We start from the raw sequence: 22,376 nt of genomic DNA on the forward strand, positions 1-22,376 counted from the left end.
TTTATTTATTCGACGTTCAGCGCGTCATTAACCAGATCTTGTTGCTGTTTCTGGTGAACGGACATATACCCTACCGCCGGAGAGGCGGAGGCCGGGCGGCCTGCATAACGCAGAGAAGCCCCAAACGGAATCACTTCACGGAAATGATGCTGGCTGCAGTACCATGCGCCCTGGTTGAGCGGCTCTTCCTGGCACCAGACAAAATCCTTGACGTGAGCAAACTGCTGCAACACTTCCTGCATCGCTTTATGCGGGAACGGGTAGAGTTGCTCGATACGCACAATGGCGACATCGTGTTGATTGTTCTTACGGCGTTGTTCCAACAGGTCGTAATAAACCTTACCAGAACACATCACTACGCGCTTCACACCCTTAGGATCAAGCTCGTCGATTTCACCAATGGCAGGCAGGAAGGTGCCGTTCGCCAGTTCTTCGAGGCTGGAAACCGCCAGCGGATGACGCAGCAGGGATTTCGGCGACATCACCACCAGCGGACGACGCATCCCGCGCAGCGCCTGACGACGCAGCATATGGTAAACCTGTGCCGGGGTAGACGGTACGCACACCTGCATGTTTTGTTCAGCACAAAGTTGCAGATAACGTTCCAGACGCGCGGAGGAGTGCTCCGGCCCCTGCCCTTCATACCCGTGCGGCAGCAGCATTACCAGACCACACATCCGGCCCCATTTCTGTTCGCCAGAGGAGATGAACTGGTCGATAACCACCTGCGCACCGTTAGCGAAGTCACCAAACTGCGCTTCCCAGATGGTCAGCGTACGCGGCTCTGCGGTGGCATAACCGTATTCAAACGCCAGCACTGCTTCTTCAGACAGTACGGAGTCCCAGACGCGGAACGCGCCCTGGCCATTATGGATATGTTGCAGCGGCGTGTAAGTGGAACCGTTGGACTGGTTGTGGATCACCGCATGGCGATGGAAGAAGGTACCGCGACCGGAGTCTTCACCCGACAGGCGGACCGGAATGCCTTCATCAACCAGCGTGGCGTAAGCGAGGTTTTCCGCGCCGCCCCAGTCGAACAGTTTCTCACCGGCAGCCATTGCCTGGCGATCGCCATAAATCTTGGCAACGCGAGACTGCATTTCAACCGCTTCCGGCACCGTACTGATACGTTTCGCCAGTTCCTGCAGGCGCTTCATCTCAACTTTGTTCGGGTACTCTTCGTCCCATTCGTGGTTGAGGTACGGCGACCAGGTGAAAGAGTGCATGTTCATCGGACGCCACTCTGCTACCACGCAATCGCCAGCATCCAGCGCATCGCGGTACAGGTTAACCATCTCGGTGGCATCTTCCAGCGTCGCGACTTTTTCCTGCTCCAGCTTGTCAGCGTAGATTTTGCGCGGCGTCGGATGTTTTTTGATTTTCTGATACATCAGCGGCTGAGTTGCACTCGGCTCGTCGGCTTCGTTGTGGCCGTGACGGCGGTAGCACACCAGGTCGATGAAGACATCACGTTTAAAGGTGTTACGGAAATCGAGCGCCAGACGGGTCACAAAGGCAACGGCTTCCGGATCATCCGCATTAACGTGGAAAATCGGTGCCTGTACCATCTTGCCGATATCAGTACAGTACGGCGTAGAACGGGCATCCAGCGGGTTAGAGGTAGTGAAACCGACCTGGTTGTTGATAACGATACGTACCGTACCGCCAACTTCATAACCACGCGCTTTCGACATGTTCAGGGTTTCCTGAACCACGCCCTGCCCGGTCACTGCGGCATCACCGTGGATGGTGATTGGCAGCACTTTGTTGCTGCTCGGCTCATCGAGTCTGTCCAGACGGGCGCGAACAGAACCGATAACTACCGGGCTTACAATCTCAAGGTGAGACGGGTTAAACGCCAGCGCCAGGTGAACCAGGCCGCCATCGGTCTGGAAGTCAGACGAGAAGCCCATGTGGTATTTCACGTCGCCCGTGCCGAGGTGTTCTTTATGTTTACCGGCAAATTCGTCGAACAAATCTTGCGGTTTTTTACCCAGCACGTTAACCAGCACGTTCAGACGACCACGGTGCGCCATCCCAAGAACCACTTCACGGGTGCCGCTGTTGCCAGCATGGCGGATCATCTCTTTAAGCATCGGGATTAACGCATCACCGCCTTCCAGCGAGAAGCGTTTTGCGCCAGGGAATTTTGCGCCGAGGTAACGTTCAAGGCCTTCAGCGGCGGTCAGTTCGCTTAAGAAGCGTTTTTTCTCTTCGCTATTGAAAGTCGCGCGACCAGACTCGATACGCTGTTGGATCCAGCGTTTTTCTTCGGTGCTGGTAATGTGCATGTACTCGGCACCAATCGGGCCGCAGTAGGTTTGCTTGAGGGCTTCCAGCAGCTCGCCGAGTTTCATGGTTTCTTTGCCGCTGGCAAATGAACCGACGTTGAAGGTCTCCTGGAAGTCTGCTTCGGTCAGATCGTGGAAAGACGGATCCAGATCGGCCACTTTATCTTGCTGCCACAGTCCCAGCGGATCGAGATTCGCATGCTGGTGACCGCGGAAGCGGTATGCGTTAATGAGCTGCAGGACTTTAACCTGCTTCACATTGGTGTCAGGGTCGGAGATCGTTGAAGAGTAACGTGAAGCGTCTTTCGCCAGGCGGCGGAAATATTCACGCGTTTGAGAGTGGAATTGATCCGGTTTGACTCCCGTACCAGGTAACTGCTGGAACGTCGAACGCCAGTTAGCGTCAACCGAGTCAGGATCGGTTAAGAAGTCTTCATAGAGCTGTTCTATCCAGCTCTGGTTTGCGCCAGAGAGGTAAGAAGAGTCCAACCAGGCTTTCAAAGCGCTGTTCTGCATCGTGATCCCTTAAGCATCTTTTTTATGCTTACTTCGCCGTGGATACTACCACGCACAGTGATGTGCGTGCCGGGGTTCACTTGCGAGCTCTTGTCTACGTAGTGGCTCGCGAAGGAACCTTTAAAAACTGTCTTAGTGTCAGGGGCAGTTTTTAAAGATTTCCTGCATTTCTTTTGTAGGCCGGATAAGGCGTTCACGCCGCATCCGGCACTGGTTGCCTGATGCGACGCTTGTGCGTCTTATCAGGCCTGGGTTTACGCATTACGCTGCAACAACATCGACTTGATATGGCCGATGGCGCGCGTCGGGTTCAGCCCCTTCGGACATACACTGACGCAGTTCATGATGCTGTGACAGCGGAATACGCTGAATGCATCGCTCAAACCGTCGAGGCGGCTGTCAGTCTCGGTATCACGGCTATCGATCAGGAAACGATATGCCGCTAACAAGCCTGCCGGGCCGATAAACTTATCGGGATTCCACCAGAAAGACGGACAAGAGGTTGAACAACATGCGCAGAGAATACATTCATACAGCCCGTCGATTTTTTCGCGCTGCTCTGGCATCTGTAAATGCTCACGAGCTGGCGGATTTTGTCCATTATTCAACAGGTAAGGCTTAATTTTCTCATATTGCGCATAGAATTGTCCCATGTCTACCACCAAATCGCGGATCACTGGTAAACCTGGCAGCGGGCGAATCACAATCTTCTTGCCCGGCTGGTTGAGTGCCGAAATCGGGGTAATACAGGCCAGACCATTCTTGCCGTTCATGTTCAGACCGTCGGAACCGCACACACCTTCACGGCAGGAGCGACGGAACGACAGGCTGGGATCTTTCTCTTTCAACTGGATAAGCGCATCCAGCAGCATCATGTCGCGACCTTCTTCCGCTTCCAGGGTGTAATCCTGCATACGCGGAGCATCATCAACATCCGGGTTATAGCGATAAATTGAAAACTCGAGTCTCATTTTCCTGTCTCCGCATTAGTAAGTACGAATCTTCGGCGGGAATGCCGGGCGCAGTTTCGGTTCCATGTTGACGCTTCGGCGCGTCATGGATTCCGACTCTGGCAGATACAGGGAGTGGCACAGCCAGTTTTCATCATCACGATCCGGGAAGTCGAAGCGGCTATGCGCGCCACGGCTTTCGGTACGGAAGTTGGCAGAAACAGCCGTTGCATACGCCGTTTCCATCAGGTTATCCAGTTCCAGGCATTCAACGCGCTGGGTGTTGAACTCGCTGGAAGTGTCATCCAGACGGGCATTTTTCAAACGCTCGCGGATCACTTTCAACTGCTCAAGCCCTTTTGCCATCGCATCACCTTCACGGAAGACCGAGAAGTTATGCTGCATACATTCTTGCAGTGCTTTACGAATCGCCACTGGATCTTCACCATTACGGTTGTTGTTCCAGCGATTCAGACGATCCAGAGACGCTTCAACATCAGACTCGCTGGCATCGCGCAGTGCGCCCTGCTCGGCAATAGACTCTTGCAGATGCAGGCCCGCTGCGCGACCAAAGACCACCAGGTCCAGCAGCGAGTTGCCGCCAAGACGGTTAGCGCCGTGTACCGATACACAAGCGATTTCACCTACCGCGAACAGCCCCGGAACAACCACATCTTCGCCTTTCTCGTTCACCGTCAGCGCCTGACCGGTCACTTTGGTCGGAATACCGCCCATCATGTAGTGACAGGTTGGGATAACCGGAATCGGCTCTTTCACCGGATCGACGTGTGCGAAGGTACGGGAGAGTTCAAGGATACCCGGCAGACGGGATTCGAGAACTTCTTTACCCAGGTGGTCGAGTTTCAGTTTTGCATGTGGCCCCCATGGACCATCACAGCCGCGACCTTCACGGATTTCGATCATGATGGAACGCGCCACCACGTCACGGCCCGCCAGATCTTTGGCATTCGGCGCATAACGCTCCATAAAGCGTTCGCCATGTTTGTTCAGCAGATAACCGCCTTCACCACGGCAACCTTCGGTGACCAGTACGCCCGCACCTGCTATACCGGTCGGGTGGAACTGCCACATTTCCATATCCTGCACCGGTACACCTGCACGGATAGCCATGCCGACGCCATCTCCGGTGTTAATGTGCGCGTTGGTGGTGGACTGATAAATACGCCCTGCCCCGCCGGTTGCCAGCACAGTCGCACGGGCTTTGAAGTAAACCACTTCACCGGTTTCGATGCACAGTGCGGTACAACCAACTACCGCGCCATCCTGGTTCTTCACCAGATCCAGCGCATACCACTCGGAGAAAATGGTGGTGTGGTTTTTCAGGTTCTGCTGATAAAGCGTGTGCAACAGTGCGTGACCGGTACGGTCAGCTGCCGCCGCAGTACGTGCCGCTTGCTCGCCACCGAAGTTTTTCGACTGGCCGCCAAACGGACGTTGATAGATACGACCATCATCAAGGCGCGAGAACGGCAGGCCCATGTGTTCCAGTTCCAGAATCGCTTCCGGCCCGGTTTTACACATATATTCAATCGCGTCCTGGTCACCGATATAGTCCGACCCTTTTACGGTGTCGTACATATGCCATTCCCAGTTATCTTCATGGGTATTACCCAGCGCAACGGTAATGCCGCCTTGCGCAGAAACGGTATGGGAACGGGTCGGGAAGACTTTGGAGAGCAGCGCACAGGTTTGGCCGCTCTGGGAAATTTGCAGCGCCGCGCGCATACCTGCGCCACCGGCACCAATCACAACTGCATCAAATTCTCTGACTGGCAATTTCATCACACACCCCACACCACAACGAATCCATAAATCACGTAAACCACCAGTGCAACGACAATCACCAGTTGCAGCATCAGGCGCAAAGCCAGTGGTTTAACGTAGTCGGTCAACACCTGCCACATGCCGATCCAGGCATGGATCAAGATAGAAAACAGCGCCAGCAGGGTGAACACTTTGGTGAACGCAGAGGCGAAGAAACCAATCCAGACTTCATATGTCAGCTCGCCAGTGGTAGCGAAAAAACCGACCATATAAATGATGTAAAGCGTCAGGACGATAGCGGTAGCGCGAACGAGGATGAAATCATGTACGCCATTGCGTCCTAATGCGGAGGCGTTGCTTACCATACGAGGACTCCTGCGAGAAGTGAAAGCACGACAGTAATAACAAAGGAGATTTTGGCGGAGCGTTTACCCGCTTCGAATGTTTCTTCCAGATAGCCAAAATCCATCATCATGTGGCGAATACCTACGACGACGTGATACGCCAGAGCGGTAAGGATGCCCCACATGATAAATTTGACGAAGAAGCTGCCCATAATCGCGGAAGCTTGCTCGAAACCTTCAGGGGAAGAGAGGCTGGTACCCAGAAGCCACAGCAGGATGCCCACTGCAACAAAGGTGATCACACCGGAAACGCGATGGAGAATGGACGCTATCGCCGTGACGGGGAACCGGATGGTCTGTAGGTCCAGATTAACAGGTCTTTGTTTTTTCACATTTCTTATCATGAATAACGCCCACATGCTGTTCTTATTATTCCCTGGGGACTACGGGCACAGAGGTTAACTTTCTGTTACCTGGAGACGTCGGGATTTCCTTCCTCCGGTCTGCTTGCGGGTCAGACAGCGTCCTTTCTATAACTGCGCGTCATGCAAAACACTGCTTCCAGATGCGAAAACGACACGTTACAACGCTGGGTGGCTCGGGATTGCAGGGTGTTCCGGAGACCTGGCGGCAGTATAGGCCGTTCACAAAATCATTACAATTAACCTACATATAGTTTGTCGGGTTTTATCCCGAACAGTGATCTGGGTCACGATAACAACATTTATTTAATTTTTAATCATCTAATTTGACAATCATTCAACAAAGTTGTTACAAACATCACTAGGAAAAGCATATAATGCGTAAAAGTTATGAAGTCAGTATTTCACCTAAGATTAACTTATGTAACAGTGTGGAAGTATTGACCAATTCATTCGGGACAGTTATTAGTGGTAGACAAGTTTAATAATTCGGATTGCTAAGTACTTGATTCGCCATTTATTCGTCATCAATGGATCCTTTACCTGCAAGCGCCCAGAGCTCTGTACCCAGGTTTTCCCCTCTTTCACAGAGCGGCGAGCCAAATAACAAACGGGTAAAGCCAGGTTGATGTGCGAAGGCAAATTTAAGTTCCGGCAGTCTTACGCAATAAGGCGCTAAGGAGACCTTAAATGGCTGATACAAAAGCAAAACTCACCCTCAACGGGGATACAGCTGTTGAACTGGATGTGCTGAAAGGCACGCTGGGTCAAGATGTTATTGATATCCGTACTCTCGGTTCAAAAGGTGTGTTCACCTTTGACCCAGGCTTCACTTCAACCGCATCCTGCGAATCTAAAATTACTTTTATTGATGGTGATGAAGGTATTTTGCTGCACCGCGGTTTCCCGATCGATCAGCTGGCGACCGATTCTAACTACCTGGAAGTTTGTTACATCCTGCTGAATGGTGAAAAACCAACTCAGGAACAGTATGACGAATTTAAAACGACGGTGACCCGTCATACCATGATCCACGAGCAGATTACCCGTCTGTTCCATGCTTTCCGTCGCGACTCGCATCCAATGGCAGTCATGTGTGGTATTACCGGCGCGCTGGCGGCGTTCTATCACGACTCGCTGGATGTTAACAATCCTCGTCATCGTGAAATTGCCGCGTTCCGCCTGCTGTCAAAAATGCCGACCATGGCCGCGATGTGTTACAAGTATTCCATTGGTCAGCCATTCGTTTACCCGCGCAACGATCTCTCCTATGCCGGTAACTTCCTGAATATGATGTTCTCCACGCCGTGCGAACCGTATGAAGTTAATCCGATTCTGGAACGCGCGATGGACCGTATTCTGATCCTGCACGCTGACCATGAACAGAACGCCTCTACCTCCACCGTGCGTACCGCTGGCTCTTCGGGGGCGAACCCGTTTGCCTGTATCGCAGCAGGTATTGCTTCACTGTGGGGACCAGCGCACGGTGGTGCTAACGAAGCGGCTCTGAAAATGCTGGAAGAAATCAGCTCCGTTAAACACATTCCGGAATTTGTTCGTCGTGCGAAAGACAAGAATGACTCTTTCCGCCTGATGGGCTTCGGTCACCGCGTGTACAAAAACTACGACCCGCGCGCCACCGTCATGCGTGAAACCTGCCACGAAGTCCTGAAAGAGCTGGGCACGAAGGATGACCTGCTGGAAGTGGCTATGGAGCTGGAAAACATCGCGCTGAACGACCCGTACTTTATCGAGAAGAAACTGTACCCGAACGTCGATTTCTACTCTGGTATCATCCTGAAAGCGATGGGTATTCCGTCTTCCATGTTCACCGTGATCTTCGCTATGGCACGTACAGTTGGCTGGATCGCCCACTGGAGCGAAATGCACAGTGACGGCATGAAGATTGCCCGTCCACGTCAGCTGTATACCGGCTATGAAAAACGCGATTTTAAAAGCGACATCAAACGTTAACTGCTGATTCCTAAGCAGTAAATTCTGTTAACCCGCCTTTAAAAGGCGGGTTAATTTTTATCTACCTAAACACAAAAAAATGTAAAAATAAAATTAATTAACCGGCTGACATTAATATTGCAAAATAATAGAATTGTTCATTTTATCGGTAAAATAATAAATTTTAATTAAGGTATCTGCTTTTAGTTACATTTATAACCTCATGAAAATGAGGTATATCTCTCTCATTCCCCCCGATAACATTCATTAAATTATTAATTCATCACATCAATTAGTTAACCTTGCATTTAATATAATTAATAATATTTTTAAGTAAAACTAAAAACATTCGACAATCAAATAAGATATTCTGATATCGCTATACTTTTTCTATTTCTGTAAAGGACTCAGTTATGTTTAAAGGACAAAAAACATTGGCCGCATTGGCCGTATCTCTGTTATTCACTGCACCGGTTTATGCAGCTGATGAAGGTTCTGGTGAAATTCACTTTAAAGGTGAAGTTATAGAAGCACCATGTGAAATACATCATGATGATATTGATAAAGAAATTGAGCTAGGTCAGGTGACCACCAGCCACATTAATCAGTCTCATCACAGCGATGCGGTTGCTGTCGACCTGCGTTTAATCAACTGCGACCTGGAAAACTCTAATAACGGTTCCGGTGGTAAGATTTCCAAAGTTGCGGTCACCTTCGATAGCTCAGCGAAAACTACTGGCGCAGATCCGATACTCAACAATACCAGCACTGGCGAAGCCACCGGTGTCGGCGTGCGTTTAATGAATAAGGATCAAAGCAATATCATTTTAGGCACTGCTTCTCCGGATATCGACCTCGCACCAACGTCCAGTGAACAAACACTGAACTTCTTTGCCTGGATGGAACAAATTGATCAAGCGACACCAGTAACGGCAGGGGCTGTTACAGCGAATGCAACCTACGTACTGGATTATAAATAAGCGTTATTGGGCGGCATCACTGCCGCCTTTCTTAAAATATTTATCTGGTATGGACACCGTGAATATTTATCGACTCTCTTTTGTATCCTGCCTGGTCATGGCGATGCCTTCCGCCATGGCGGTTGAATTCAACCTGAATGTCCTCGACAAATCGATGCGTGAGCGCATTGATATTTCATTATTAAAGGAAAAAGGTGTCATTGCTCCCGGTGAATATTTTGTCAGCATTGCGGTAAATAATAACCAAATCAGTAATGGGCAAAAAATTAACTGGCAAAAAAAGGGTGACAATACCATTCCGTGCATCAATGATTTATTGGTCGATAAATTTGGCTTAAAACCTGAAGTCCGTCAGTCGTTACCCCTGATTAATCAGTGCGTCGATTTTAGCTCCCGACCAGAAATGCTCTTCAATTTTGATCAGGCCAGTCAGCAACTGAATATCACCATCCCACAGGCCTGGCTGGCGTGGCACTCAGATAACTGGACTCCACCCTCCACATGGAAAGAAGGTGTCCCCGGTGTCCTGATGGATTACAACTTGTTTGCCAGCAGCTACCGCCCACAGGATGGCAGCAGCAGCACTAATCTTAACGCCTACGGAACAGCCGGAATTAACGCGGGGGCATGGCGCTTACGCAGTGACTATCAGTTGAATCAAAATGATGGCGATGATAACCATGAGCAGTCAGGCGAAATATCACGTACCTATCTTTTTCGCCCGCTACCGCAATTAGGTTCAAAATTAACCCTCGGCGAAACGGATTTTAGTTCCAATATTTTCGACGGTTTTTCTTATACCGGCGCGGCACTGGCGAGTGACGACCGGATGTTACCGTGGGAACTGCGCGGCTACGCTCCACAAATTAGCGGTATTGCACAAACCAATGCCACCGTCACCGTGAGTCACTCAGGGCGAGTTATTTACCAGAAAAAAGTCCCGCCAGGCCCGTTTATCATTGATGATCTGAATCAGTCCGTCCAGGGGACGCTGGATGTCAAAGTGACGGAAGAAGATGGTCGGGTGAACAATTTCCAGGTTTCGGCAGCATCGACGCCTTTCCTTACGCGCCAGGGGCAGGTTCGCTATAAACTTGCTGCCGGTCAGCCGCGAACATCTATGTCTCATCAAACTGAAAATGAAACCTTTTTTAGCAATGAAGTTTCCTGGGGGATGCTGTCAAATACCTCGCTGTACGGCGGCCTGCTGATTTCGGGTGACGACTACCATTCTGCCGCAATGGGTATCGGGCAAAATATGCTCTGGCTTGGTGCATTGTCGTTTGATGTCACCTGGGCCAGTAGTCAGTTTGATACTCAGCAGGACGAGCGGGGCTTAAGTTACCGCTTTAATTACAGCAAACAAGTGGATGCCACTAACAGCACGATTTCGCTCGCCGCTTATCGCTTCTCAGATCGTCATTTTCACAGCTACGCCAACTATCTGGATCACAAATACAACGACAACGATGCGCAGGACGAAAAACAGACGATCAGCTTATCCGTGGGGCAACCAATTACCCCACTGAACCTCAATCTGTACGCCAACCTGCTGCATCAAACCTGGTGGAATGCAGACGCCTCCACGACCGCCAACATCACGGCGGGTTTTAATGTTGATATTGGTAACTGGAGAGATATCTCGATCTCGACGTCATTCAATACAACCCATTACGAAGATAAAGATCGCGACAACCAGATTTACCTGTCGATTTCGCTTCCCTTCGGTAACGGTGGTCGGGTCGGTTATGACATGCAAAACAGTAGCCACAGCACCACACACCGCATGTCGTGGAACGATACGCTGGATGAACGAAATAGCTGGGGGATGTCTGCTGGACTACAATCCGACCGTCCGGACAATGGAGCCCAGGTGAGCGGTAACTATCAGCACCTGAGTTCAGCGGGTGAGTGGGATCTTTCTGGTACTTATGCTGCCAATGACTACAGTTCTGTTAGCAGCAGCTGGAGTGGTTCTTTCACGGCGACGCAATATGGTGCAGCCTTCCATCGCCGCAGCTCCACCAATGAACCACGCCTGATGGTCAGCACCGATGGCGTGGCAGATATTCCGGTTCAGGGCAATCTCAACTACACCAACCATTTTGGCATTGCAGTGGTACCGCTGGTTTCCAGTTATCAACCTTCCACCGTGGCCGTGAACATGAACGACTTACCCGACGGCGTGACGGTGACAGAAAACGTCATCAAAGAAACGTGGATTGAAGGCGCAATAGGTTACAAATCACTGGCATCCCGTTCCGGTAAAGACATTAACGTCATCATTCGCAACGCCAGCGGTCAGTTCCCTCCCCTCGGTGCGGATATCCGTCAGGATGGCAGCAGCATTAGCGTGGGGATGGTTGGCGAGGAAGGACACGCCTGGTTAAGCGGAGTCGCTGAGAATCAAAAGTTTACCGTGGTCTGGGGTGATAGTCAGCGTTGCTCGATCCATCTTCCTGAACATATGGAAGACACCGCAAATCGCCTGATTTTACCTTGTCATTAATTAAGGAAATGAAAATGACATTTATGAAAGGACTTCCCCTTTTGTTGTTGGTTACCAGTCTGTGTAGCCACGCTGCACTACAACCCGATCGCACTCGCATTGTGTTTAACGCTAATGATAAAGCCACCAGCCTGCGAGTAGATAATCGTAGCGATAAACTCCCCTACCTCGCTTATTCCTGGCTCGAAAATGAAAAAGGGGAGAAAAGCGACGATCTTCTGGTCGCCCTGCCACCGATACAACGTCTGGAACCGAAAGCAACAACGCAGGTGCGGATAGTCAAGCAAGCCTCGACCGCGAAATTACCGGGCGATCGCGAAACGCTATTTTTCTACAATATGCGTGAAATTCCTCCCGCCCCGGAAAAAAACAGCGACCATGCCGTTCTGCAAGTCGCCATCCAGAGCCGTATCAAGGTGTTCTGGCGACCGTCTGCATTACGCAAGAAAGCAGGAGAAAAGGTCGAACTGCAGTTACAGGTCAGCCAGCAGGGCAATCAGCTTAGCTTAAAAAACCCTACTGGCTATTATCTGACCATCGCGTATCTTGGGCGAAATGAGCAAAGCGTTCTCCCGGGCTTCAAAACTGTGATGATTGCGCCTTTTAGTACAGTAAGCACAACCACTGGAAATTATAGTGGCAGCCAGTTTTATCTCGGTTATATGGATGATTATGGCGCATTACGCATGACAACGCTCAACTGTAACGGGCAATGCCGTTTACAGGCTGTGGAGGCGAAGAAATGAGTGCTGGCAAGGGATTGTTGCTCATCATCTGTCTGTTATTTCTACCGTTAAAATCTGCGCTTGCCCTGAACTGTTACTTTGGTTCATCCGGTGGTTCGGTAGAAAAATCGGAATCTATTCAACCATTTGCTGTACCAGGGAATGCCAAACCCGGCGATAAGATCTGGGAGTCTGACGATATTAAAATTCCCGTCTATTGTGACAACAATACCAACGGCAACTTTGAGAGCGAGCATGTCTACGCCTGGGTAAACCCGTACCCGGGAATTCAGGATCGCTATTATCAACTCGGCGTAACTTACAATGGTGTTGATTATGATGCTAACCAGGGAAAAAGCCGCATCGACACTAACCAGTGCATCGACAGCAAAAACATTAATATTTATACCCCTGAGCAGATCATCGCGATGGGATGGCAGAACAAAATTTGCTCTGGTGATCCCAATAATATTCATATGTCGCGTACGTTTCTCGCTCGCATGCGGTTATACGTCAAGATACGAGAGATACCGCCGCATGATTATCAAAGCACGCTCAGCGATTACATTGTGGTGCAATTTGATGGCGAAGGAAGCGTTAATGAGGACCCTACCGCCCAAAACCTGAAATATCATATTACCGGTCTGGAAAACATTCGGGTATTGGATTGCAGCGTCAATTTTTCTATTACCCCAGCCAACCAGGTCATTGATTTTGGTAAATTTAATGTACTGGATATCCGGCGACACAACATGACAAAAACATTCGGTATTAAAACGACAAAATCACAAAACGATCAATGTACCGACGGATTCAAAGTCAGCTCCTCGTTTTATACCGAAGAAACGTTGGTTGAAGAAGATAAAGCATTGCTGATTGGTAATGGTCTGAAGCTACGTTTACTGGATGAAAACGCCTCGCCCTATACCTTCAACAAATACAGCGAATATGCCGACTTCACCAGTGACATGCTGATCTACGAAAAAACCTATACGGCTGAACTTTCGTCTATTCCCGGCACTCCCATTGAGGCTGGCTCCTTCGATACCGTGGTGCTTTTTAAGATTAACTATAACTAATTTCCCATGATGCCCTTTGCAACCGAAAGGGCATCTCTTTCAGAAAATTGCTGATTTTCCCCTTTTCCTTGATTGCTGTTATTTTTTCCTGGCCCGGCTTTCTTTATGCTGTATCGATACACCAAAGAGAAAATAATGAGGAAGCGAAGGATGCCAGTTTTGCAGTGGGGAATGTTATGTGTGCTTTCACTTCTCCTTTCTATTGGCTTCCTCGCGGTACATCTTCCGGCGGCACTATTACTTGGGCCAATGATCGCCGGAATCATCTTTAGTATGCGCGGAATTACTCTGCAACTTCCCCGATCCGCTTTTCTCGCCGCGCAGGCCATTCTTGGCTGCATGATTGCGCAAAACCTGACCGGTTCGATCCTGACCACGCTAGCGGTGAACTGGCCGATTGTGTTAGCTATTTTACTGGTGACGTTACTTTCCAGCGCCGTCGTGGGTTGGTTATTGGTGCGCTATAGCTCACTGCCTGGAAATACCGGTGCCTGGGGTTCTTCTCCTGGCGGCGCGGCGGCAATGGTCGCTATGGCGCAAGATTACGGCGCAGATATTCGCCTGGTGGCATTTATGCAATATCTGCGAGTGCTGTTCGTCGCGGGGGCCGCTGTTCTGGTCACCCGCATGATGCTGGGCGATAACGCTGAAGCGGTTAACCAGCAGATCGTCTGGTTCCCGCCAGTGAGCATTAATCTCCTGCTTACGATTTTGCTCGCGGTCGCTGCCGGTACGGCGGGATGCTTGCTACGTCTTCCTTCCGGCACGATGCTCATCCCGATGCTGGCGGGCGCGCTGCTCCAGTCTGGTGAGTACATAACCATCGAACTACCGGAATGGCTTCTGGCGATAGCCTATATGGCAATTGGCTGGCGGATTGGTCTTGGTTTCGATAAACAAATATTACTGCGAGCATTGCGTCCACTGCCACAAATCCTGCTGTCGATTTTTGCTCTGCTGGCTATTTGTGCGGGTATGGCGTGGGGGCTGACCCGGTTTATGCATATTGATTTTATGACTGCCTACCTCGCCACCAGTCCCGGCGGGCTTGATACCGTGGCGGTCATCGCCGCAGGGAGCAATGCCGATATGGCGCTTATTATGGCGATGCAAACCCTACGCCTGTTCAGTATTTTGCTGACGGGGCCAGCCATTGCGCGGTTTATTTCAACCTATGCGCCGAAGCGGTCGGCCTAGTGCTGGCAGCCTGGACACCAGTAAAACGGGCGCGAGGACAACGTGGTTTTCTCAATGATGCTGCCACAACGTTCGCACGGTTCGCCATCACGATGAAAAACCTTAAAGCGAAACAGCGCCCCATGATGTTTATTCTCATCCACCTGCCCCCGCGTAGCGTAAGAAAGTCGAGGAATCTCCAGTAACGCGTGTGCGAGTGCATCCAGTTGCGCCGCATTGAGATCTTTCGCTTTATGATTGCCGGTTAACCCCACCTGCCAGAGGATCTCCACCCGCAAATAATTGCCAAGCCCAGCCAGAAACGCCTGATCGAGTAGTAATCCAGCAAACTGACGGTTACGAAAGCGCGGCGACAATAACCGTTCTTTCACCATTTCCGGCGTCAGATTCGGGTCGAGTACATCGGGGCCAACGCGTTGTAAAAACGGATGCGTGGTCAGTTGTTCCGGAGTCAACATCTCAATATCCGAGGCGCTATAAAGTAGAATGGTTTTGTCGACAGTTTGCAGTTTTACCCGCAATACTCGCGTGGTCTGCGGCTCTTCGCCGGTATCAACCACGCGCCAGACGCCGTAAAGCTGATTATGGCTGTAGAGCGTTAACCCGTTGGAAAAATGAGTTAACAACGCCTTACCTCGCGTTTCCACATGGGTAACGTGTTGACCGATAAGTTGTGATTGATAAGGTTTTAACTGCGGGAAGGCAAACCAGACATCAGTTAGAGGTTTGCCTTTGATCGCCGCCTCCAGGTTATCCGCTGCACGGCGGATCTCCGGGCCTTCAGGCATGGTGATATCCTTTTTTCATTCTTTATTAAGCGGGGTTATGCTGCGACAACAATCCCCTTTTCGGCAAATGTAGAGCGTAGTCGGCGGGCGAACGCCAGTGCGTGTTCTCCATCGCCATGCAGGCAGACCGTTTGCGCCGTGACCGTTGCCCATTCGCCGTTGATACTTTTGACTCTGCCGTGTTGCACCATCTCCAGCGTCTGCGCCAGCGCCTGTTCTTCGTTTTCAATCAACGCGCCAGGCTGACTTCGCGGTACCAGTGAGCCGTCAGCCTGATATCCGCGATCGGCAAATACTTCCTCGCGCGTTGTCAGGCCATATTGCTTGCCTGCACGAATCAGCTCGCTTCCCGCCAGCCCAACGAGAATCAACGCCGGATCGCAAGCGTAAACTGCTCTGGCAATGGCGTCTGCCAGTTGTGCCTCTTTCGCCGCCTGGTTGTATAACATGCCGTGCGGTTTGACGTGACGCATCACGCCGCCTTGCGCGCGAGCAATAGCGGCCAGCGCACCAATTTGATACAGCGTTTGGGCGTAAACGGTTTCCGGCGGCAATTGCATGGCGCTACGGCCAAAATGTTCCCTGTCCGGAAAGCTCGGGTGAGCGCCAATGGCGACACCATTTTGTATGGCGTCACGCACACAAGCCTGCATGGTTTGTGCATCGCCTGCATGAAATCCACAGGCAATATTGGCAGAGGAAACCAGCGTTAATAGCTCTGCGTCGCTGGCACAGCCTTCGCCCAGATCGGCGTTCAGGTCAATTTTCATTGTGCAGCCGCCACGCTAATTGTTCGAAATAACGTTGCTGATCTTGCCGCGCTTTCAGTGCCTCTTCCAGTGAACACTGGACAAAATGAATCGGCTGACCGAGCGGAATTTGCGCCAGATGATACATATCAGCCTCAATGATACAGGCAATACGCGGGTACCCACCGGTGGTTTGCGCGTCGTTCATCAACACAATCGGCTGGCCGTTATGCGGCACCTGCACCACGCCCGGCAACAAACCATGAGATAACAGTTCGCGATCGGTGGTGCGTTTTAAAATTTGCCCCTGTAAGCGATAACCCATGCGGTTACTTTGCGGGCTAAGTTGCCAGGGCGAACGCCAGAATGCATCCTGCGAGGCACGATCGAACTCATGATATTCCGGCCCTGGCAAGGCGCGAATGCGGTTGCCCCACAGCAGCTGTTTAACGCCCTGCGCTTCCATAAAATCACGCTTCGATTTACCCATCGGGAGTCGGTCACCATCCTTCAGTAAACGGCCTTCCAGCCCACCAATCCCCACTTTGAGATCGGTACTGCATGACCCCATTACCGGCGGAACATCAATACCACCCGCGACCGCCAGATAACTGCGCATCCCGTGCTGCGGGCGTTTAAGCGTTAAACGCTGGCCTGCTTTCATCGGCAATCGCCAGCCAGTCCAGACGGCATTATCATCCAGCCGCGCTTCGCAACCTGCCCCCGTCAGGGCAAACCAACCATCAGTTTCGAACTCTACCGTTAACTGACCGAGCGTGATTTCCAGCGCCGGAGCGTTGGCATCATTACCCACCAGCAGGTTAGCAATGCGTAACGCAGGCATATCCAGTGCGCCGCAGTGGCTGATACCCGACTGGCGAAAACCGTGACGACCGCCATCCTGCACAGTAGTATACATGCCCGCACGAATAATCTTCAGCATACTCCCTCCTTCTGCGGTACAAAGCGCACGCTGTCTCCCGGACGTAATAAGATGGGTTCGTCACGCGCCGGATCAAACAGGCTGAGTGAGGTATGACCAATCAACTGCCAGCCGCCCGGCGTTGCCAGCGGATAAACACCGGTCTGCGGCCCGCCGATCCCGACAGAACCTGCCGGAACGAGCAAGCGCGGTTCAGCGCGCCGTGGCGTGTGTAGTTGTTCCGGCAAACTCCCGAGATACGGGAAGCCCGGTTGAAAACCTAAAAACCAGACCACGTATTCCACAGAGGAGTGCAATTCAACAACCTGTTTTTCGCTCAATCCACAATGCGCCGCGACCACCGCCAAATCCGGTCCGCCTGCGCCACCGTAAACCACCGGAATTTCAATAAAACGAGACTCCGGCTCCAGCGCCTCACTCTCCTCCCACCAGCGTTGCAAACGCTCTATGGCATCCAGCGCCAGCGACTCAGGATTACGTAAAATCACCGTGATATTGTTCATGCCGGGAATGGCTTCAACCACATTCGGCATATCCACCAGACGCTGCGCCAGTCGCCAGATCCGTTTCTGGCTAGCCAGCGTCACCGGCGGTTCCAGCTCCAGCACTACCGCCGTTTCACCTATCAGATAACAACGCGCTCGTTGCACTTTCGATCCCTCTGATTATTCGTTATGCAGGATTAGGAATATCAATAAAGGTCACATCCAGATCGGTATTTTCATTCAGCCACTCGCTCAATGCGCGAATACCACCGCGTTCAGTGGCATGGTGACCCGCAGCATAAAAATGCAATCCCTGCTCGCGGGCTGAATGAATGGTCTGTTCAGAAACTTCGCCAGTAATAAAAGCATCCACGCCAAAACGCGCGGCGCTATCGATAAAACTCTGCCCGCCGCCCGTGCACCAGGCGACGCGCTGAACCACCTCAGGTCCGGTATCGCCACACCATAACGGCTTACGTCCCAGACGCGCTTCAATCCAGGAAGCCAGCTCCAGTCCCGGCACAGGCATGGTCAGTTCGCCCCACGGCACCAACGGCTCAATTTCGCCCAAGACCGTAATCCCAAGTAACGCCGCCAGCTGTGCGTTATTGCCCAGCTCCGGATGCGCGTCCAACGGCAGATGCCAGCCATACAGGTTGATATCATTTGCCAGCAACGTTTTTAAACGGTTACGCTTCATGCCGCGAATGACCGGAGATTCGCCTTTCCAGAAGTAGCCATGATGCACAATGACCGCATCCGCGCCCAGACGCACCGCTTCATCGAGCAAAGCCTGGCTGGCGGTGACACCGGTAACAATTTTTTGCACCGTCTCTTTGCCTTCTACCTGCAAACCATTCGGCGCGTAATCACTAATCGCCGCGCTGTTCAGTTTTTCGTTAATCAGTTGTTCCAGTTCGGTGTTTTTCATCTTCGCGCCTTCCGTATTCTGATAGCTACACCGTTAACATAGCGTTACCTCGCCTGTTCGTCGATAGCCAATCTTTTGACATATTAAGAAACAAACCCGACGCCAAAAGACGCAAATTGTTTATATCATCACGCTTCAGCTAATGTATATTTATGCAATCAGACAGCATATTGCATAAATAATCAGATCTGTATCAAAGTTTTAACTTTAAGGAAACACAAGCACGCCGCGCAACTATTACGTGACGTTGCAGTCAATTGTGGAATTATTATGAATAAACACGCATCACAGCCGCGCGCTATTTACTATGTCGTTGCGCTGCAAATCTGGGAATATTTTAGCTTTTACGGCATGCGTGCCCTGCTGATTCTCTATCTCACCAATCAACTAAAATACAACGATACTCACGCCTACGAGTTATTTAGCGCCTACTGTTCGCTGGTGTATGTCACGCCAATCCTCGGTGGCTTTTTGGCGGATAAAGTTCTCGGCAATCGCATGGCGGTGATGCTGGGGGCGTTGTTGATGGCGATCGGTCATGTGGTGCTGGGTGCCAGTGAGATCCATCCGTCATTCCTCTATCTGTCCCTGGCGATTATCGTTTGTGGCTATGGCCTGTTTAAATCTAATGTAAGCTGTCTGCTCGGCGAACTGTATGAGCCAACCGATCCGCGTCGTGATGGCGGTTTCTCGCTGATGTATGCAGCGGGTAACGTGGGGTCTATTATCGCACCTATCGCCTGTGGCTACGCCCAGGAGGAGTACAGTTGGGCGATGGGCTTTGGTCTGGCGGCGGTTGGCATGATCGCGGGTCTGGTTATCTTCTTATGTGGCAATCGTCATTTTGCTCATACCCGCGGTGTTAACAAAGACGTACTGCGTGCGACAAACTTTCTCCTGCCCAACTGGGGATGGCTGCTGGTTCTACTGGTCGCAACGCCTGCGTTGATTACCCTACTGTTCTGGAAAGAGTGGTCGGTATACGCCTTGATTGTCGCGACTATCATTGGCCTTGGCGTTCTGGCAAAAATTTATCGCAAAGCAGAAAACCAGAAACAGCGTAAGGAGCTGGGGCTGATTGTGACGCTCACCTTCTTCAGCATGTTGTTCTGGGCCTTCGCACAACAGGGGGGTAGCTCGATTAGCCTTTATATTGACCGCTTCGTTAACCGCGATATGTTTGGTTATACCGTTCCGACCGCTATGTTCCAGTCGATTAATGCCTTCGCGGTCATGCTGTGCGGTGTGTTCCTGGCATGGGTGGTCAAAGAGAGCGTCGCGGGTAATCGTACCGTGCGCATCTGGGGAAAATTTGCTCTTGGTCTTGGCCTGATGAGCGCCGGATTCTGCATTCTGACCTTAAGCGCCCGCTGGTCCGCAATGTATGGTCACTCTTCTCTGCCACTGATGGTGTTAGGTCTGGCGGTGATGGGCTTTGCCGAACTGTTTATCGACCCGGTTGCCATGTCGCAAATTACGCGCATTGAAATCCCCGGCGTGACCGGCGTATTAACCGGTATTTATATGCTGCTTTCTGGCGCGATTGCGAACTATCTGGCGGGCGTGATTGCCGATCAGACATCGCAAGCTTCGTTTGATGCTTCCGGGGCGATCAACTACTCCATCAATGCATATATTGAAGTGTTTGATCAAATCACCTGGGGTGCACTGGCGTGTGTAGGACTGGTACTGATGATTTGGCTGTATCAGGCGCTTAAGTTCAGAAACCGCGCGCTGGCGCTGGAGTCTTAACAGGCCAGCACCGATGCCTGATAAGACGCTCGCTGCGTTTTATCAGGCTCCTTTCTTCGCTTCTTCATACGTTGCCAGCGTTCGCAGCCTTGCCTTTTTGTGATCAACTATCGGTTGCGGATAATCCAGCGTCACACCTGCTTTCTGCGCCCACTTCCACGGTTCATGCACCGCTTTCCCTGGTACATCACGCAACTCTGGTAACCACTGGCGGATAAACTCACCTTCGTGGTCAAATTTCTCGCCCTGAGTTGTCGGGTTGAAAATACGGAAATACGGTGCAGCATCAGTTCCAGTAGAAGCCGCCCATTGCCAGCCACCGTTATTGGCTGCCAAATCACCATCAATCAGTTGCGACATGAAATATCGCTCGCCTTCCCGCCAGTCGATCAGCAAATCTTTCACCAGAAAGCTGGCAGTAATCATCCGCAGGCGGTTATGCATCCAGCCAGTACTGTTAAGCTGACGCATGGCCGCATCAACAATCGGGTATCCCGTTTTGCCTTCCTGCCAGGCCTTTAAATGCGCGGGATTGCTTTGCCACTGTACGCGGTCGGTCCAGGCAATAAACGGTCGATGTTTACACAACGAGGGGTAATACGTCATCAGATGACGGTAGAACTCGCGCCAGATCAACTCATTAAGCCAGACACTACCGGCCCCACCTTCCAGCGCCTGCGGCTGTTCCGCCAACAGGCGATGCAGACACTGGCGAGGCGATAACCTACCCGTTGCAAGGCTTGCAGACAAACGGCTGGTGCCTTCCACTGCCGGAAAATCACGCTGCTGATCGTACTGACTCGCACCGTTCTGGCAAAACTGGCGTAATTGCGCAATCGCCGCTTTTTCTTCCACCGGGAAATGCGCGGTATCGAAAGACTGACGAGGATAATTCAGCGTAATGGATGGCGCGGCTTCTATCATTCCGCTACTACGTACTTTTGGCGCAGCGACGCACTCCGGCACCCCTTCTCGCAGCCGTTTCAGCCAGGCGTTTTTAAATGGCGTAAAGACTTTGTACATCTCATGATTGCCAGTCATCACCGCCCCCGGCGGCAGGATCACGCTGTCATCAAATCCTTCACACACCACGTTACGCAGCGTTCTCTCAACCTGCACATCCCGCGCCCGCTCATTCACCTCATACTGATAGTTATAAAACAGATGGGTAACACGGTTTTCCGCGCACACCTGTTTAACTATTTCGACGCTGGCGGCAAAGTCATCCACTTCATGAAACAGCAAAGGAATGCCTTTTTCCGCCAGCGCGATTTGTAGCCCGTTCAGTTGTGCATTGATAAATTCAGCCTGACGCGGCGACATATTATGCGCCGCCCACTGGCGTGGTGTAGCGATATACAACGCCAGCACGCGTGCAGACGAATTGCGGCAGGCGGCAGCAAGCGCGAGATTGTCGTGCAGACGTAAATCCTGGCGAAACCAGACCAGATGGGTAGTCATAAAACTCCTGCATGGCGCAAGTTAATCACCCGCGGCCAAAGTTCGAAATAACGCTGCTCTGAAAGCCAGGCGTCAGGATAAAGCGCCATATAGTGTTTGATACGCATCAGCGGCGCAAGAAGCGGTTGCTCGCCACGGCGATAACTGTCGATAAGCGCCGCCAGCTGCTGGCGTTCTGTGGAATCAATATGTGGGCGAAAATAACCCTGAACGTGCATCAAAACGTTGGTGTGATCGCGCGGGTTGGCGGGATGAGAAAGCAAAACAATTACGCGTTGGCGGTACTGGTTGTAATAGTCACCCAGATTTTGCCACTGGTGAATATCAGCCACAAACGGGCCAAGTTTGCGGTATTCCGGCTGGGAATGAGCCAGAAAGACGAGTTTATAGCGGCTGTGATAATCGAGAAGCGCCCCGCGCGTTAAGCCTCGCTCTTTAAGACGGTGTAACTCATGCAAAGCAAAAATGCGGATAAGGGTGCTGTCATCAAAAAGTTGTTGATTCATTACTACTCCT

The 22,376-nt window shown here is 51.4% G+C and carries 20 protein-coding genes; 8 read left to right on the top strand and 12 right to left on the bottom strand.

All coding sequences use genetic code 11. The annotated features are described in order from the left end of the window. Positions 1–5: 5 nt before the first annotated feature. The 5 genes from sucA to sdhC all read right to left on the bottom strand — a co-directional run bounded on the left by sucA (position 6) and on the right by sdhC (position 6,305). The gene (gene sucA, locus FQZ95_RS03365) at positions 6–2,807 is read right to left on the bottom strand and encodes a 2-oxoglutarate dehydrogenase E1 component (protein ID WP_001181473.1); all 2,802 of its coding nucleotides are present in this window, start codon (positions 2,805–2,807) and stop codon (positions 6–8) included. Between the two features lie 254 nt (positions 2,808–3,061). Continuing rightward, positions 3,062–3,778, bottom strand: coding sequence for a succinate dehydrogenase iron-sulfur subunit SdhB (gene sdhB / locus FQZ95_RS03370; protein ID WP_001235259.1), 717 nt, complete (start codon positions 3,776–3,778; stop codon positions 3,062–3,064). A gap of 15 nt (positions 3,779–3,793) precedes the next feature. Beyond that, positions 3,794–5,560, bottom strand: coding sequence for a succinate dehydrogenase flavoprotein subunit (sdhA, locus tag FQZ95_RS03375; protein WP_000775540.1), 1,767 nt, complete (start codon positions 5,558–5,560; stop codon positions 3,794–3,796). Beyond that, positions 5,560–5,907, bottom strand: a complete 348-nt coding sequence (gene sdhD, locus FQZ95_RS03380; protein ID WP_000254368.1) for a succinate dehydrogenase membrane anchor subunit — start codon at positions 5,905–5,907, stop codon at positions 5,560–5,562. Before sdhD ends, sdhA begins: the two co-directional genes overlap by 1 nt. Then, positions 5,901–6,305 (bottom strand): succinate dehydrogenase cytochrome b556 subunit, encoded by a 405-nt coding sequence (gene sdhC / locus FQZ95_RS03385; RefSeq protein ID WP_000263355.1) that lies wholly within the window; start codon positions 6,303–6,305, stop codon positions 5,901–5,903. Before sdhC ends, sdhD begins: the two co-directional genes overlap by 7 nt. A gap of 380 nt (positions 6,306–6,685) precedes the next feature. Between sdhC and FQZ95_RS03390 the strand changes: the two genes are divergently transcribed. The 7 genes from FQZ95_RS03390 (at position 6,686) to FQZ95_RS03420 (ending at position 14,751) form a co-directional block, all read left to right on the top strand. After that, complete coding sequence (locus tag FQZ95_RS03390) at positions 6,686–6,793, top strand: hypothetical protein (protein ID WP_123057340.1); 108 nt, start codon at positions 6,686–6,688, stop codon at positions 6,791–6,793. A 205-nt stretch (positions 6,794–6,998) separates the two neighbouring features. Next, a complete protein-coding gene (gene gltA / locus FQZ95_RS03395) occupies positions 6,999–8,282 on the top strand; it encodes a citrate synthase (RefSeq protein WP_000785834.1) in 1,284 nt (427 codons plus the stop codon). Positions 8,283–8,674: 392 nt separating this feature from the next. After that, on the top strand, positions 8,675–9,241 hold the full coding sequence (locus FQZ95_RS03400) for a fimbrial protein (RefSeq protein WP_000472411.1): 567 nt from the start codon (positions 8,675–8,677) through the stop codon (positions 9,239–9,241). Between the two features lie 49 nt (positions 9,242–9,290). Further along, positions 9,291–11,750 (top strand): fimbria/pilus outer membrane usher protein, encoded by a 2,460-nt coding sequence (locus tag FQZ95_RS03405; protein ID WP_160529880.1) that lies wholly within the window; start codon positions 9,291–9,293, stop codon positions 11,748–11,750. Positions 11,751–11,764: 14 nt separating this feature from the next. Further along, positions 11,765–12,496, top strand: coding sequence for a fimbrial biogenesis chaperone (locus FQZ95_RS03410; RefSeq protein ID WP_000143540.1), 732 nt, complete (start codon positions 11,765–11,767; stop codon positions 12,494–12,496). Further along, a complete protein-coding gene (locus FQZ95_RS03415; RefSeq protein WP_088541579.1) occupies positions 12,493–13,554 on the top strand; it encodes a fimbrial protein in 1,062 nt (353 codons plus the stop codon). Before FQZ95_RS03410 ends, FQZ95_RS03415 begins: the two co-directional genes overlap by 4 nt. 150 nt (positions 13,555–13,704) lie before the next feature. Beyond that, positions 13,705–14,751, top strand: a complete 1,047-nt coding sequence (locus FQZ95_RS03420) for an AbrB family transcriptional regulator (protein ID WP_088541578.1) — start codon at positions 13,705–13,707, stop codon at positions 14,749–14,751. On the opposite strand, the gene nei is transcribed toward FQZ95_RS03420, so the two are convergent. Genes nei through ybgI form a run of 5 tightly spaced genes read right to left on the bottom strand, consistent with a single transcriptional unit; the run spans position 14,748 to position 18,647 of the window. Beyond that, positions 14,748–15,539, bottom strand: a complete 792-nt coding sequence (nei, locus tag FQZ95_RS03425; RefSeq protein WP_105277498.1) for an endonuclease VIII — start codon at positions 15,537–15,539, stop codon at positions 14,748–14,750. The two genes, FQZ95_RS03420 and nei, sit on opposite strands and share 4 nt — an antisense overlap. Positions 15,540–15,574: 35 nt before the next feature. Then, positions 15,575–16,309, bottom strand: a complete 735-nt coding sequence (gene pxpA, locus FQZ95_RS03430; RefSeq protein WP_105277497.1) for a 5-oxoprolinase subunit PxpA — start codon at positions 16,307–16,309, stop codon at positions 15,575–15,577. Then, entirely contained in the window at positions 16,299–17,231 is a 933-nt protein-coding gene (gene pxpC / locus FQZ95_RS03435; protein ID WP_000912727.1) for a 5-oxoprolinase subunit PxpC, read from the bottom strand. Before pxpC ends, pxpA begins: the two co-directional genes overlap by 11 nt. Further along, complete coding sequence (gene pxpB, locus FQZ95_RS03440; RefSeq protein ID WP_001188343.1) at positions 17,225–17,881, bottom strand: 5-oxoprolinase subunit PxpB; 657 nt, start codon at positions 17,879–17,881, stop codon at positions 17,225–17,227. The genes pxpC and pxpB overlap by 7 nt, the downstream gene beginning before the upstream one ends. A 22-nt stretch (positions 17,882–17,903) precedes the next feature. Next, the gene (ybgI, locus tag FQZ95_RS03445; RefSeq protein ID WP_000798864.1) at positions 17,904–18,647 is read right to left on the bottom strand and encodes a radiation resistance protein YbgI; all 744 of its coding nucleotides are present in this window, start codon (positions 18,645–18,647) and stop codon (positions 17,904–17,906) included. A gap of 270 nt (positions 18,648–18,917) precedes the next feature. On the opposite strand from ybgI, the gene dtpD reads away from it, so the two are divergent. After that, a complete protein-coding gene (gene dtpD, locus FQZ95_RS03450; RefSeq protein ID WP_160529881.1) occupies positions 18,918–20,399 on the top strand; it encodes a dipeptide permease DtpD in 1,482 nt (493 codons plus the stop codon). Between the two features lie 42 nt (positions 20,400–20,441). Here dtpD and phrB read toward each other — a convergent pair whose 3' ends face one another. Further along, a complete protein-coding gene (gene phrB / locus FQZ95_RS03455; protein WP_160529882.1) occupies positions 20,442–21,860 on the bottom strand; it encodes a deoxyribodipyrimidine photo-lyase in 1,419 nt (472 codons plus the stop codon). Then, positions 21,857–22,366, bottom strand: coding sequence for a YbgA family protein (locus FQZ95_RS03460; RefSeq protein WP_105277494.1), 510 nt, complete (start codon positions 22,364–22,366; stop codon positions 21,857–21,859). The genes phrB and FQZ95_RS03460 overlap by 4 nt, the downstream gene beginning before the upstream one ends. Between the last annotated feature and the right edge of the window lie 10 nt (positions 22,367–22,376).

Source organism: Escherichia sp. HH41S (assembly GCF_009820115.1).
GTDB lineage: Bacteria > Pseudomonadota > Gammaproteobacteria > Enterobacterales > Enterobacteriaceae > Escherichia > Escherichia coli_F.

Excerpts from the sequence above, each read along its gene's own strand:
- sucA (WP_001181473.1), bottom strand. The coding sequence starts at position 2,807 with ATGCAGAACAGCGCTTTGAAAGCCTGGTTGGACTCTTCTTACCTCTCT.
- sdhB (WP_001235259.1), bottom strand. The coding sequence starts at position 3,778 with ATGAGACTCGAGTTTTCAATTTATCGCTATAACCCGGATGTTGATGAT.
- sdhA (WP_000775540.1), bottom strand. The coding sequence starts at position 5,560 with ATGAAATTGCCAGTCAGAGAATTTGATGCAGTTGTGATTGGTGCCGGT.
- sdhD (WP_000254368.1), bottom strand. The coding sequence starts at position 5,907 with ATGGTAAGCAACGCCTCCGCATTAGGACGCAATGGCGTACATGATTTC.
- sdhC (WP_000263355.1), bottom strand. The coding sequence starts at position 6,305 with ATGTGGGCGTTATTCATGATAAGAAATGTGAAAAAACAAAGACCTGTT.
- FQZ95_RS03390 (WP_123057340.1), top strand. The coding sequence starts at position 6,686 with ATGCGTAAAAGTTATGAAGTCAGTATTTCACCTAAGATTAACTTATGT.
- gltA (WP_000785834.1), top strand. The coding sequence starts at position 6,999 with ATGGCTGATACAAAAGCAAAACTCACCCTCAACGGGGATACAGCTGTT.
- FQZ95_RS03400 (WP_000472411.1), top strand. The coding sequence starts at position 8,675 with ATGTTTAAAGGACAAAAAACATTGGCCGCATTGGCCGTATCTCTGTTA.
- FQZ95_RS03405 (WP_160529880.1), top strand. The coding sequence starts at position 9,291 with ATGGACACCGTGAATATTTATCGACTCTCTTTTGTATCCTGCCTGGTC.
- FQZ95_RS03410 (WP_000143540.1), top strand. The coding sequence starts at position 11,765 with ATGACATTTATGAAAGGACTTCCCCTTTTGTTGTTGGTTACCAGTCTG.
- FQZ95_RS03415 (WP_088541579.1), top strand. The coding sequence starts at position 12,493 with ATGAGTGCTGGCAAGGGATTGTTGCTCATCATCTGTCTGTTATTTCTA.
- FQZ95_RS03420 (WP_088541578.1), top strand. The coding sequence starts at position 13,705 with ATGCCAGTTTTGCAGTGGGGAATGTTATGTGTGCTTTCACTTCTCCTT.
- nei (WP_105277498.1), bottom strand. The coding sequence starts at position 15,539 with ATGCCTGAAGGCCCGGAGATCCGCCGTGCAGCGGATAACCTGGAGGCG.
- pxpA (WP_105277497.1), bottom strand. The coding sequence starts at position 16,309 with ATGAAAATTGACCTGAACGCCGATCTGGGCGAAGGCTGTGCCAGCGAC.
- pxpC (WP_000912727.1), bottom strand. The coding sequence starts at position 17,231 with ATGCTGAAGATTATTCGTGCGGGCATGTATACTACTGTGCAGGATGGC.
- ybgI (WP_000798864.1), bottom strand. The coding sequence starts at position 18,647 with ATGAAAAACACCGAACTGGAACAACTGATTAACGAAAAACTGAACAGC.
- dtpD (WP_160529881.1), top strand. The coding sequence starts at position 18,918 with ATGAATAAACACGCATCACAGCCGCGCGCTATTTACTATGTCGTTGCG.
- phrB (WP_160529882.1), bottom strand. The coding sequence starts at position 21,860 with ATGACTACCCATCTGGTCTGGTTTCGCCAGGATTTACGTCTGCACGAC.
- FQZ95_RS03460 (WP_105277494.1), bottom strand. The coding sequence starts at position 22,366 with ATGAATCAACAACTTTTTGATGACAGCACCCTTATCCGCATTTTTGCT.